The organism is Candidatus Pelagibacter sp. HIMB1746 (genome assembly GCF_052047555.1).
GTDB lineage: Bacteria > Pseudomonadota > Alphaproteobacteria > Pelagibacterales > Pelagibacteraceae > Pelagibacter.
Map to the genome: position 1 here is coordinate 308,298 of NZ_JBNAJZ010000001.1, position 13,521 is coordinate 321,818.

Annotated in this window: 11 protein-coding genes; 7 read left to right on the forward strand and 4 right to left on the reverse strand. The window is 33.4% G+C overall.

Annotated elements, in window-relative coordinates; all coding sequences use genetic code 11:
* The first annotated feature begins 12 nt into the window (after positions 1 to 12).
* The 3 genes from ACTTBM_RS01685 (at position 13) to ACTTBM_RS01695 (ending at position 2,936) form a co-directional block, all read left to right on the forward strand.
* Positions 13 to 1,053 carry a TRAP transporter substrate-binding protein gene (locus tag ACTTBM_RS01685; RefSeq protein WP_440614214.1) on the forward strand — a complete coding sequence of 347 codons (1,041 nt, stop codon included), beginning with the start codon at positions 13 to 15 and terminating at the stop codon, positions 1,051 to 1,053.
* A 90-nt stretch (positions 1,054 to 1,143) separates the two neighbouring features.
* Positions 1,144 to 2,427 (forward strand): TRAP transporter large permease, encoded by a 1,284-nt coding sequence (locus ACTTBM_RS01690; protein WP_440633518.1) that lies wholly within the window; start codon positions 1,144 to 1,146, stop codon positions 2,425 to 2,427.
* A complete protein-coding gene (locus ACTTBM_RS01695; RefSeq protein WP_440633517.1) occupies positions 2,427 to 2,936 on the forward strand; it encodes a TRAP transporter small permease in 510 nt (169 codons plus the stop codon). Before ACTTBM_RS01690 ends, ACTTBM_RS01695 begins: the two co-directional genes overlap by 1 nt.
* Before the next feature lie 18 nt (positions 2,937 to 2,954).
* Here the strand turns inward: ACTTBM_RS01695 and ACTTBM_RS01700 are convergent, their stop codons facing one another.
* The 3 genes from ACTTBM_RS01700 to ACTTBM_RS01710 all read right to left on the reverse strand — a co-directional run bounded on the left by ACTTBM_RS01700 (position 2,955) and on the right by ACTTBM_RS01710 (position 6,705).
* Complete coding sequence (locus tag ACTTBM_RS01700; RefSeq protein ID WP_440634457.1) at positions 2,955 to 4,880, reverse strand: ABC transporter permease subunit; 1,926 nt, start codon at positions 4,878 to 4,880, stop codon at positions 2,955 to 2,957.
* Entirely contained in the window at positions 4,880 to 5,677 is a 798-nt protein-coding gene (locus ACTTBM_RS01705; RefSeq protein WP_179850418.1) for an ATP-binding cassette domain-containing protein, read from the reverse strand. The genes ACTTBM_RS01700 and ACTTBM_RS01705 overlap by 1 nt, the downstream gene beginning before the upstream one ends.
* Positions 5,678 to 5,763: 86 nt before the next feature.
* Entirely contained in the window at positions 5,764 to 6,705 is a 942-nt protein-coding gene (locus ACTTBM_RS01710) for an ABC transporter substrate-binding protein (protein WP_440614218.1), read from the reverse strand.
* Between the two features lie 203 nt (positions 6,706 to 6,908).
* On the opposite strand from ACTTBM_RS01710, the gene ACTTBM_RS01715 reads away from it, so the two are divergent.
* Genes ACTTBM_RS01715 through ACTTBM_RS01725 form a run of 3 tightly spaced genes read left to right on the forward strand, consistent with a single transcriptional unit; the run spans position 6,909 to position 11,851 of the window.
* A complete protein-coding gene (locus ACTTBM_RS01715; protein ID WP_075505902.1) occupies positions 6,909 to 8,255 on the forward strand; it encodes an aspartate aminotransferase family protein in 1,347 nt (448 codons plus the stop codon).
* A 30-nt stretch (positions 8,256 to 8,285) separates the two neighbouring features.
* Positions 8,286 to 9,404, forward strand: coding sequence for an alanine dehydrogenase (gene ald / locus ACTTBM_RS01720; protein WP_440634458.1), 1,119 nt, complete (start codon positions 8,286 to 8,288; stop codon positions 9,402 to 9,404).
* 2 nt (positions 9,405 to 9,406) lie between these two features.
* Positions 9,407 to 11,851 carry a GcvT family protein gene (locus ACTTBM_RS01725; RefSeq protein ID WP_440634459.1) on the forward strand — a complete coding sequence of 815 codons (2,445 nt, stop codon included), beginning with the start codon at positions 9,407 to 9,409 and terminating at the stop codon, positions 11,849 to 11,851.
* 9 nt (positions 11,852 to 11,860) lie between these two features.
* On the opposite strand, the gene ACTTBM_RS01730 is transcribed toward ACTTBM_RS01725, so the two are convergent.
* On the reverse strand, positions 11,861 to 12,334 hold the full coding sequence (locus ACTTBM_RS01730) for a DM13 domain-containing protein (RefSeq protein ID WP_440634460.1): 474 nt from the start codon (positions 12,332 to 12,334) through the stop codon (positions 11,861 to 11,863).
* A 189-nt stretch (positions 12,335 to 12,523) separates the two neighbouring features.
* Here ACTTBM_RS01730 and ACTTBM_RS01735 point away from each other — a divergent pair, with 189 nt between their 5' ends.
* Positions 12,524 to 13,513: a tyrosine-type recombinase/integrase gene (locus tag ACTTBM_RS01735; protein WP_440634461.1), complete on the forward strand. Its 990-nt coding sequence runs from the start codon at positions 12,524 to 12,526 to the stop codon at positions 13,511 to 13,513.
* Positions 13,514 to 13,521 lie beyond the last annotated feature (8 nt).

Below are 13,521 nucleotides of genomic sequence, written 5' to 3' on the forward strand. Positions count from 1 at the left end.
GAGATAAATAAAATGTTTATTAAAACAATAAGCAAGACACTTATCAAAGTAGCTGCAATTATTTTCTTTGCACAAGCTGCTTATGCTGAAGTAACTCTTAAGCTTGGAACTACTGGTAGATTGGGTATGCCAATTGGTGACGCAATCGATCAGGCTTTAATACCAGCTATGGAGAAAGCATCAGGAGGTAAAATGAAAATTGAACCTCATTATCAAAGAAGCTTATGCGCAGAACAAAAATGTGGTGAACAAGCTAACCAAGGGCTTATAGCTTTGTGGACTAGTTCTACTGCAAACTACGGTAACTTTGGTCCTGAATTAGCAATTTTCGATTTGCCTTTTATTTTCAAATCATTAGAGGATGCTAAAAGAATATCAGATGAATGGTTAGCGGAAAGACAGTGTAAACTAGCTCTTGAGAATGCTGGTCATATTTGTCTTTCTGTATATTCAAGTGGAGGATTTAGACAGCTTGGAAATGCAACTAAACCTGTTCACGAACCAGATGATATGAAAGGACTTAAATGGAGAACTACTAAAAGTCCAGTTGAGTTCATGCTAGTTAAAAATTGGGGTGCAACACCAACACCTTATGACTGGAGTCAATTATATCAAGGTCTTCAATCAGGTGTAGTTGAAGGTCAGTATGTTGCTAGTCCATGGCAGCATGTAGCAAAACTTCATGAAGTTGCAAAATATTTCACTGAGATCGGAGGAATGTGGTCTGGAAATATTTTAGCGATGGACGCTAAACAGTACAATGCATTGTCTGACCAACAAAGAAAATGGTTACACGAAGCAGCTGATGCTTATGGAGAAAAAGTAAACGAGTTGGATAACGCTTGGATTAAAAATGGTGAAGATGCAATTAAAGCATCTGCTAAAGAGTGGTATGTTCCAACGGAAGCAGAAATGACTAAGTGGAGAGCTGGTGCAATCGGTGCTTGGTTAGATGCGAAGGGTACTTTTGAACCAGAAGTAGCTAAAAGAGTACTTCTAGAACAAGGTATGGATGGATTTGTAGCTCAGTTAGAAGCAGCTGGAGCTCTATAAATCTTCAATTAAAACTTTGTGAAGACCATTTAGTTCTATTTTAGAATTAGATGGTCTTTACCTAAAAAAAATCATAACTTATAAATATCTATGGAAAGTATTATTTTACTTGTCGTACTCCTTTTGCTAATTTTATTAGGAGCTCCAATTGGTTTTATTTTAATACTGATACCATTTGTTTATATTCTATTAACAGATGCCGTTCCTCTCGTTTTAATTCCTAGTCAAATGTTTACCGCTATAGACTCGGTTCCATTGACCGCCATTGCATTCTTTATGTTAACAGGTGAGCTGATGACAAGCGCAACAATTACTGACCGTTTAGTTGCTTTAAGTAGAGCATTAATTGGTCGTATAAGAGGAGGGTTGGCTCAGGTTAATGTTCTTGTGAGTATGTTTTTTGCAGGCATGAATGGTTCTGTTGTAGCAGATACAGCAACCGTTGGAGCGTTAGTTTTACCAGCTATGAAGAAAGCTGGTTACCCTGCTGCATTTTCAGCTGCGGTCACAGGTGTAAGTTCGACAATAGGAGGAATTATTCCACCTAGTATCATGATGATTGTTCTTGCTAACGCAACTGAAATTTCAATTGCATCTTTATTTGCAGCTGGGATTGTTCCAGGTATTTTGATTGGTGTTGTTATAATGGTAATCAATCATTACTTTGCAGTTAAATATAATTTCGAGCGTAGTGATCAGCCGTTCTCAGTTCGTCGAGCTGGTAAAGAATTGTATCGTTCTTCATTTGCTCTTTTAATACCTTTAGTATTAGTAGGTTCAGTAATGGGAGGTGTCGCATCGGTTGTTGAGGCAGGTGCTATAACTGCTTTAGTTGCTTTGTTTACTGGTGTATTTGTTTACCGAACTATCAAATGGAAAGATTGCACAGGTGCTTTTCGTAGAGCGTTCCGTAATTCAGCAATGGTTTTTATTATCATAGCTGCTTCTGGTCCTTTTAGTTGGTTACTTACTTCTCTTGGAGCAATTGGTGACCTTGAAACTTGGCTTTTAGGTTTAGCGGATTCTCCAATATTATTTATTTTAGCATTAATATTATTTATTTTTCTACTTGGAACCGTAATGGACTCAGCAGTAAACATTATCATTGTTGGTCCCGTACTTGTGAATGTTATGTCTCAAGCAGGTTTTCCAGAGGTACAAGCTGCAATCGTTGTAATAGTAGGGTTTTTAATTGGGTCAGTTACACCACCAGTTGGCGTTGCGTACTTTACATCTGCAACAATAGCACAAGTTCGTTTAGAAAAAGTAGCTGTTGCTTTAATTCCTTACCTAGTTGGACTTTTTTTACTTTTATTTTTTATATTAGTTGTTCCAGAGTTAACTATGTTTCTTCCAAACCTATTAAGTAATTAATGATGAAATTTTTAAATAGTATTGATCGTTTTGTTCATAGGATACTTGAAGCGATGTGTTCAATATTTTTGGCAGCGATGGTTGGCTTTACTCTTTATAATGTTACGATGAGATATGTTTTTAATAATCCTCCTGTATGGGGAGATCTACTTACAGTATTAAGTAATATTTGGTTGATGTTTATAGCACTCTCTTTAACAGCTAGAGATAATGAACATGTAGCTTTAAATTTAATATATGAAAAATTACCTGAGAGAGTTTCCTTGTATATTCGTCAGTTCTGGAAAGTTATGATTATGATAATTGGTATCGTCTTAATTATATATGGAATTGAACTTGTAGAGGGTATGAGAGGGAAGTATTGGGAAATGTGGTACTTTGAAATTAGTATGCAGGGTATTGAGTTCAAACCAAATTATATGCCTAAAAAATATGCAGTTGCAATTTTGCCATTAGCTGGATTTTTAACTACCGTTGGTGCTGCAATAAGTTTTATTAAAAAAGTCTAACTTTAAAATAAAAGCTAATTAACCTTTACCTCTCCAAGGTATAGTTTTATCGATTATTTTTCTTAAAGTTACATCAAACAACAAACCAAGAAGACCCATTATAAATATTGTTATCCATATAACTTCGTATTGGAAGTATTTTTTGGCAACGTTTTCAACAAAACCAATACCTGTTGTTCCAGCTAAAAATTCTGCCGCAACCAATGTTCCCCAACACATACCAACTGCAACCCTTATTCCAGTTAAAATTTCTGGAAGCGAATTTGGGAAGATTACATATCTTAAGATTTGTTTTTTTGTAGCTCCTAATGAGTGAGCAGCATGAATTTTTGATAATTGTGTTCCTGATGCTCCTGCTCTTGCTGAAATAATCATGATAGATAAAGAGACCATAAATAATAAAAATATTTTTCCAGAGTTATCAATTCCAAGTACAGAAATAATTAATGGAGCCCAAGCAAGTGGGGGAACTGGTCTATAAAGTTCAATTAATGGATCAAAGAAACCTTTTGCAAATCTATTAAGACCCATAAATAATCCTAATGGAACACCAATAATAATTCCGAACACCAATCCTAAAAATACCCGCATAAAAGAGTCCCAGATATGCCCGTATGGAACAGGAACTTTGAATAATTTAAAGTCACCAGTAACAACTTTTAAAACATTGCTTTTAAAGTTTTCTTTAACTATTCCATCTTTTGTATGAACCGGATAATCTCCAGGCAAGATATCAGCTATCCAATCTGGTAAAACGAAGCCAATCATTTTACTAACATCGACCATTTCAATCCATAAAAGAGGAACATTTTTGTACCCAACACTTGGTTTAGACATCAATACAAACTTATTAAATGTATCAGATGGTTTAGGTAACCATCTACCAGAACCTTGCTCTGAACAAGTAGGTCCACTTGCTACAATTGTCCCAGCAGGAAATAAAAGTATATCGATTAATCTTAATCCAGCTTGTTCTTTATTTTGTAACTCATCAAATTCTATGATTGCTGCTTGCATTTCATTTAATGCATTAGGAGGATAGATACTTGCAAACTCTATTCTTCTTGCAATTTTAACTATATTTTTTGCATAGTCAGATGCTATCTCTTCATTATCATTCAAACCTTTTCTGTAAGCTTTAATGTCATCTTTAAGTTGTTTAATTGAACTTTTGAAAGGTGGATTATGGTTTTTTAATTTAAAAAATTTGTCGTCAATTTTTTTTAATTCTGCTGCAGCTGCATGAAATTTTAAACCTTTATTCGTTTGAGGTGCAGTTGGTATTTCAATTGTATTTTCAATAGAACCACTGCCAGAGTCTATTGTAGTAATTCCCCAACCACCTTGTTCATCAATAAGTTTTTGCCTTTCAGTTTTTTGTGCATCTGTCTCAAAGGGATAATCTTTCTTTTGAAAGTTTGAACTAAGAAGTTTTATTTCTTCTGTTATTTCTTGGAGTTTAATTTTGGTATCCATTTCCATTAATTCTTCACTTGTTAACAGTGGAATTAATTTAGAAGTTCTATCAATGTAGCTTACAAGAATTGTTTTTTGTTGATCATTTAGATCTTGAGATCCATTTATTTCATTTGCAATTTTTACAAGATTTTTATTTTCAATTTTAATAATGGATGTACTTTTGAACTCTCTTTCTTCAATAGGGAACTGATATTTTAAACCTAATAACGACTCATTGATTTTAGCAACCTGGCATAATTCATTTGCTGATTTTGGATAAAAACCTTTTGCTATATCCCATGAATAATAAAGCCATAGCATCAAGATCGCACTACTACCAACAATTACCCAGTGCGTTCCACCCTTAGCTCTTTCTGGGTTTCCAAAAACAGCATCTACTTTTTCAGTTCTGATTAATCTTCTTCCATAAAGAACGCATCCAATAACCGAAACGATAATTAGTATTGTTACAAATTGGGTTAACATTAATTATCTTTCCCCATTATTTCTTCTTCCATATTCCAGATCATGGATAAAATTTCTTCTCTAGTAGATGAAAATTCTTTATTTTTTTTAATTTCTCTTAAATCTTGAGTAAGACCCATTTCAGCAAATGGAAGATTGTACTCTTTATGTATTCTTCCAGGTCTTGGTGCCATTACATATAATCTTTCACCAAGTAAAAGAGCTTCTTCAACAGAGTGAGTAATTAAAATAATTGTTTTTCCAGTTTCTTTCCAAATTTTTAAAACTAAAGACTGCATCTTTTCTCTTGTTAATGCATCCAAAGCACCTAATGGCTCATCCATTAAAATTAAATCAGGATCATTAATCAAACATCTTGCAAGAGCAACTCTTTGCTGCATACCACCTGATAATTGATAAGTAGGAGTGTTACCAAATCCTTTTAACCCAACTATATCTAACCATTCTTCAACTTTTTTTGCTGTTACTTCTGGATCTTCACTTTTCATACGAAGACCAAAGTTTACGTTTTCAGCAACAGTTAACCATTCAAACAAAGCACCTTGTTGAAATACCATTCCTCTTTCAACACCAGGTCCATCTATTTCATTATTATTTAAAGTAATTTTTCCTGAAGTAGGTCTTAAAAATCCAGCAGTAATATTTAATAAAGTTGTTTTTCCACAACCAGATGGGCCAAGAACAGTAAGTAGTTCTCCTTTTTTTAAAGTAAAACTAACATCTTTTAATGCATGAACTGTTTCTCCTTTTGGAGTTTTAAAAATCATATTTAGATTTTGAGAAACAAGATCACTCATAGCGCCCTTATATTAGAAATTTTTTAAAAAAAATAGGCACTAATTTTTTAATCAGTGCCTATTTAAAAAGTCTTAAACCTTTAAAATTATAAAGGTAAGAAACTTGTGTCTACGTTACCAGCTGGAGTTCCCATTCCTTTTAAGAATCCATCTAGGTTTCCGCTCTCCATAGAAGCTTTAGTTTCTTCTGGAGTTAAGAATTTAAATCCACTTAAAGTTTCTTTCATGTCAGCAACAGTCATTTCAGAAGCTTTTGACATAGCATTCATATCAGATTTACCTGATCTGTATCTGTCGTTTGCTTCGTGAGTTACTTCGATGAAAGTTCTTAGCATTCCTGGATTTTCTTTCATGAATTTATCTGTAACAGATGTGATATCTATACCCAAGATACCAGCTGCTCTTGCTTCATCTACAGTTAATAATCTTGAACCAACTGCAGTTGCTGCTTTAATAGAGTTACCACCAAATAAACATGCCATTACAACATCACCACTTACTAATGCAGCAGCACCTTCTTCAGGGTCCATTTGAATGATATCCATTTTACTTCTGTCAGCACCAACAACTTTCATACTTTCATCAAAAACGTATTCAGCCATTGTTCCTAGTGGAACAGCAACTTTTTTACCTTCTAATTCAGTAGCGTTAGCTTTTGTAATTCCAGATGCATTTGATGTTACACAAGTAGTTCCACCCATTCCGTATTCCATAGCAATATCCACTAACTTAAGTGGTGCATTTGATTTTACAGCGTTGATGAAAGGTACTAAACCTTGTGAGTAAGAAATATCAATATCTCCTGCTAACATTGCATCAGTCATAGCTCCACCGTTAGTGAAGTTTGTCCACTTAACTGGTACACCAAGAGCTTTTGCAAAATTTTTCTTCTGCATGTCCTCTAGATTTGGACTTGGCCATTCTAGAAAGTATGCAACTCTAACTTCAGTAGCTGCAGAGTTTGCAACTGAAATTGAAAGGTTAAGAGCAAAAATAGATCCTAGAATAAAACTTAGTATTTTTTTCATTTATTCCCCTATGTTAATTTAATTAAATTATCCTTATTTAAATTCAATTTTGGGTGGTTGTAAAACAAAAAGATAGGTTCAATTAAAAGTTGTATACTTATGACGCATCATTTTGGGTGGTCAAAATATTTCTAGCAAACTAATTGATTTAGTCTAATAGTTGGAAATATTTATAACAGTTAATAAAGAGAGAAAAAAATTTTATGAGCTCAGAAACAAGAACTTCAGTTCCAAATTCATTAAATGAACATTGGATGCCGTTTACATCGAATAAAGATTTTAAAGCAAACCCAAGATTAATTACTGAAGCAAAAGGAGTTTATTTAAAAACTCACCATGGAAAAACACAAATTGATGCGAGCTCAGGATTATTTTGTAATCCATTAGGACATGGAAGAAGAGAAATTACCGAAGCAGTTACTAAACAACTAGAGACTTTAGATTATGCTCAACCTTTCCAACAAGGTTTTGGTGGTTCATTTGAATTAGCTACAAAAATTTCAAAACACACTCCAGGTGATTTAAATAAAATGTTTTTTACTATTTGTGGTTCAACTGCTGTTGAAACCGCAATTAAGATTGCAATTGCTTATCATAGAGCAAAAGGAAATGCTCATAGATTTAGATTTGTAGGACGTGAAAGAGGTTATCACGGAATGAATATTGGATGTGTTTCAGTTGGTGGAATGATCAATAATGTTAAAACATTTGCAAGCATCTTAATGCCAGGTGTTCAACACATGAGACACACACATTTACCAGAACATAAATTTGTTAGTGGTCAACCTGAAACAGGAGGAGATCTTGCAGATGATTTAGAGAGAATTGCAAGTAACTTTGGACCAGAAAATATTGCAGCATGTATAGTGGAACCTATTGCTGGATCTACTGGAACTTTAGTTCCACCTAAAGGATATTTGCAAAGATTAAGAGAGATTTGTGATAAGCATGGAATACTTTTAATTTTTGATGAAGTAATTACAGGTTGGGGAAGAACAGGTTCTTCTTTTGCAAGTCATGAATTTGGTGTTACTCCAGATTTAATGACTATGGCTAAAGCAACAACTAATGGTGTTGTTCCAATGGGTGTAGTTGCATGTAAAGATGAAATTTACGATGCGGTAATGGATGCTTCTCCAATGGGATCTGTTGAATTATTTCATGGTTATACTTATTCAGGAATTCCAGTTGCAGTAGCAGCAGGTTTAGCTGTTCAAGATATTTTTGAAAAAGAAGATATCTTTAATAGAGCAAAAAATTTAGCACCTTATTTCCAAAAAGGATTATTTTCTCTTCAAGACTTAGAGTCTGTTGAGAACATAAGAGGTTATGGAATGATGGGTGGTATTGATATGAAAATGAATACTAAACCAGGTAAAGCAGGTTATGAATGTTTTAAAGCTTGTTATGAAGCAGGTGTTAACTTCAAAGCAACTGGTGACTGTCTAATTATTGCTCCTCAATTTATATGTGAAGAAAAACATATAGATGAGATCATTGATAAACTTAGAACAGGTATTACGAACTATCAAAAAAACCAAAAGAACTAATTAGTTTAATTAAAGACATGGAGAGTGCTTATGAAGATAGGCGTACCTAAAGAGATAAAGCCTCAAGAAAATAGAATAGGGTTAACACCAGAAAGTGTTAAAACTTTAGTTTCTGAGGGTCATGAAGTAATTGTTGAAAATAATGGTGGTTTCGAAGCTGGGTTTGAAAATGATCAATATACAAATGCAGGTGCAAAAATAGCTAGCACTGCAGCTGATATTTTTAATGATGCAGACATAATCGTTAAAGTTAAAGAGCCTCAAAAAGTTGAGGTTGATATGATTAGAGAAAATCAAATTGTTTATACATATCTTCACTTAGCAGCAGCAAAAGAATTGACTGAAGGTTTAATTAAATCAAAGAGTGTTAATATAGCTTACGAAACTGTAACAGATGATAATGGTAGATTGCCATTATTAGCTCCAATGAGTGCAGTTGCTGGTAGAATGTCAGTGCAAGCTGGTGCTCATTGTTTAGAAAAAAATCAAAGTGGAAGAGGACTTTTGTTGGGTGGTGCTCCAGGTGTAACAGGTGGAACTGTAGTTATTTTAGGCGGTGGCGTTGTAGGTGAAAACGCTGCAGTCATTGCAACAGGTATGCAAGCTAAAGTGCATATTGTTGATAAATCAGAAGTTAGATTAAAACAATTGGTAGAGATGTTTGGTGATAAAATTATTCCAGAGCAAAGTGACAAAATTGATCTACCAAAATTAGTTTCTGAAGCAGACTTATTAGTTGGAGGTGTTTTAATTCCAGGTGCTGAAGCACCAAAATTAGTTACTAAAGACATGATCAAAAGTATGAAGAGGGGTTCTGTTATTGTTGATGTTGCAATTGACCAGGGCGGATGTGTTGAAACAAGTAAACCAACTACTCACGGTGAACCAACCTATATAGTTGATGATGTTGTTCATTATTGTGTAGCAAATATGCCAGGTGGAGTTCCAAGAACTTCAACATTAGCATTAAATAATGCAACGTTACCTTATCTGGTTAAACTTGCTAACAATGGTTATCAAAAAGCATTAAGTGAAGATAAAAACTTTTTAGCTGGATTAAATGTTCACAAAGGAATGGTTACTTATAAGGCAGTTGCAGATGTATTTGGTCACAACTTTGTAGATCCAGGAGAAGCTGTCAAACATTAGTAATGGAAAAAAAGTATCCTTCTAGCACAAAGGTAGTTGTTGTTGGAGGTGGGGTTATAGGTTGTTCTGTTGCTTATCACTTAACAAAATTCGGTTGGAAAGATGTTGTTCTTTTAGAAAGAGATCAATTAACATCTGGAACAACTTGGCATGCAGCGGGATTAGTTAGTCAGTTAGGACCTACAGCAGCCGTTACAAAAATTAGAAAATATACTTTAGATCTTTATAAAAAATTAGAAAAGGAAGTTGATCACTCCGCAGGTTTAAGAATTAATGGAGCTTTATCTATTGCTCAAACAGATGCTAGATGGCAAGAGCTTCAAAGGCAAGCAACTACGGCTCAATTGTATGATGTTGATATTAAGATTTTAGATAAAGATCAAATTAAGAAAAATTATCCAATCATGTACACAGAGGATTTAAAAGGTGGAGTGTTAATGCCTGGTGATGGTGCAGCTGATCCAAGTGGTGTTACACACATGTTAGCAAAAGGCGCCAGATTAGGTGGAGCAAAATTATTTGAGCAATCACCTGTTGAAACAATATTAACTAAAAATGGTAGAGTTAGTGGTGTTAGAGTTAATGGGCTAGATATTGAATGTGAATATGTGGTCCTTGCAACAGGTATGTGGTCAAGACAAATTGGAGAAAAAATAGGAGTTAGTATTCCTTTATATCCTGCAGAACATTTTTATGTAATTACAGAACCAATTGAAAATCTTTCACCAACATTACCTGTAATAAGAGATTTTGACAGCAGTACTTATATTAAAGAAGATGCTGGAAAACTTTTAATTGGAATATTTGAAGGTAAATCAATCCCAGCATTTAAAGATATTAATAAAGTTCCAGAAGATTTTTCATTTGGTGAATTTCCAGAAAATTTTGATCATTTTGAACCATATTTAGAAAAATCCATGAAGCGATTTCCAGTTTTAGAGCAAGCTGGAATTAGAAAGTTTTTTTCAGGACCAGAATCTTTTACGCCTGATACCAATTCTTTATTGGGTGAAGTTCCTGAGGTTAAAAATTTATTTGTTAGCTGTGGTTTGAATAGCATAGGTATTGGAAGTGGAGGAGGAGTTGGAAAAGTAACCGCAGAATGGTTAATGACTGGCCATATTAACGAAGATATTTTTAATTATGATATCAAGAGATTTCAAAAGTTTCATTCAGAATTAGGTTTTATTAAAGATCGTATAACGGAGTCACTTGGAGATTTGTATGGAATGCATTGGCCTTATAAACAACATAAAACATCTAGAAATGTAAAAAAACTACCATACCATGATGAATTGAAAAGTTTTGGTGCATGCTTTGGAGTTTCAGCTGGATACGAAAGACCAATGTGGTTTGCTCTTGATGGAGAAAAAGCAGAGTATGAATACAGTTATAATTACCAAAACTGGTATCCATCAGTTGAATACGAAACCAACAACACATTAACAAATGTTGGACTATATGACTTGTCTCCATTTTCTAAATTCGAAATTAAATCTGAGAAAGCTCATGCAGATCTTCAGAGAATTTGTACATCGAATATAAAGCAGGAACCTGGAAAGTGTACTTATACTCATATGCTCAACAAGGATGGAGGAATAGAAACAGATCTTACAGTAGTTTGTATTGATCAAAATCATTTTAGAATAATTAGTTCTGCAGCAACAAGAGAAAGAGATAAATTTCATATCAAGAAGCATCTATCAGAAGGTGTAGAGTTAACTGACGTTACCGATGATTATTGTGTGTTTGGAATATTTGGTCCAAAGAGTAGATTGTTAATGCAAGATTTAAGCTCAGACGATTTTAGCAATGAAAATTTTAAGTTTGCAAATTCAAAATATATTGAAATTGACGGAACTAAAATATGGACCCAGAGACTATCTTACGTTGGAGAGTTAGGTTATGAGCTATATGTTAAAAATTCTGACTCTAAAAATATTTATGAGAAATTAATAGAAAAAGGTAAAAAATATAATTTATCTAATTGTGGGATGCATGCATTAGATACAATGAGAATGGAAAGTGGTTTTTTACATTGGGGCCATGATATTTCACCTGAAGAAAACCAATACCAGGCAGGTCTTAACTTTACTATTAGTTACAAGAAAGACTTTAATTTTATTGGTAGAGAAGCTTTGGAAAAAATAAAAGATAAAAAAATTGATAGGAAATTTGCCATGTTTGTTCTTAAAAATAATGAACCAGGAAAACCTCTTCTGCTTCATGATGAGCCAATTTATAAAGACGATAAAATCATTGGAAGAACTACATCGGGTAATTATTCTTTTAACTTCAAAAAAAATCTTGCATTTGGTTATATAAACAATGACTATTCAGATGATGAACTTCTAAATGGCAATATTTCAGTAGAAATTGAAAAAGTTAAATATCCAGCAGAAATTATCTTTAAACCATTGAAACAAACTAATTTTAAAAGTTGTTAATTAAAAATTTTATTGGTATTTAGCTGCCGTTATAAATTCACTGAAACTTTCACACCAAATAACTACGGTATTGAATTTATTTACATCTATATCTGAAGGGACATCAACAACAAAGTTTTCAAAACTTTTAACCTCTGCAACATATTTAGCTTCATCTTTAATTGGCAAAAATTCATCTTCATGTTGTGTAAATTCATTTGTTAGATAAAGTTTGTAATCAGGCCCAGGTGCAATTGCGCCATTAACTGTGATTTTTTTGTTTGAAATTGTAACTTTTGCTTCTCCCCAGTGAAATGGATCACTTCCTCTTAAATCTCTAACAAACTCAGTTTGATATTGAGATTTATTTTCATACTCATTAATTTTACTTATTTCGACTGACGCTGGCGCAGTTAAAATTGGTAGAAAATATACACCTAAGCCAAAGCCAATTATTAAAAAGGAAAAGTGACTGATAAATAGAAAAGTAATTTTTTTTTTCATAGGAAATTTACTTATAGTTGAAAGAGTTAATAAATGTAGTATAAATCTCTCACTTTATGGCGGGGTAGCTCAGTTGGTTAGAGCGCGGGACTCATAAGCCCGAGGTCAGTGGTTCTTGCCCCGATCCCCATTACCTTTTAATCGAAATTAGTGTCATTGGTCCACTCTTGGTCACACAAGAAAGGATATATGGCAAGTTATAGAAAAAGAAACGGTAAATGGAGCGCAAGAGTAAGATTAAATAAAGAAAGACAAATCTCAAAAACATTTATTCTAAAAGAGGATGCAATTAAGTGGGCAAGAGAATGTGAGGTTAAGATTCAAAAAGGATTACTAGAAGATTTGAACCAAGCTGATCACATCACTTTAAAGGAATTGCTTCAAAGCTATAAAAAAAATGAAACAATTAAGAAGAAAGGTTTTAAAGAAGAAAGTTATAAAATTGATAAACTTTGCAGACAAGAAATAGTAAATACCAAGTTATCTAAGCTTAGTGTTTTAAAGCTAAGAGAGTTCCGTAATGCATGGTCACTGGACCATGGACCATCAACTATTAATAAATATACAACATTAATTTCAATGGTGATTAAGTATGGACAACAAACTCTTGGGATTTATCTTCCCAAAAATCCTTGTGAGTTTATTAAACGACTAAGAGAACCTGAGTTTAAAGGGGAAGTAATTGAACCTGATGAGGAGAAAGTTCTTTTAGAGCAAGCAGAATATTCAAAAGCTAAATGGTTAAAGGTAGTTATTATGCTTGGTTTAGATTGTGGAATGAGACGTGGAGAAATACTTAAAATTAGAAGAGAGGATATAGACTTTAATAAACATACTGTGATTTTAAGAGAAACCAAAAATGGTTTATCTAGAAGAGTAGGTTTATCCAAAAGAGCTATGGATGAAATTAATAAACTTCCTATCAATATCAACGGAAAATTAATTAATTGTGAAAGAGGGGATACTGTTGATTTTTATTGGCAACAGTTAAAGAGATGGACTGGAATTAATAAAAGATTTCACTCAACAAGACATACTTTTGCAACAAGAGCCTCGATGAATGGATGGAGCATTACTGAAATATCTGCACAAGGTGGGTGGAAAGATCTTAAAGTATTGAAAAGATATACTCATATTTCAGCAGAGCATTTAGTAAAGAAATTGCAAATAGTTAAATAAAGTTATTT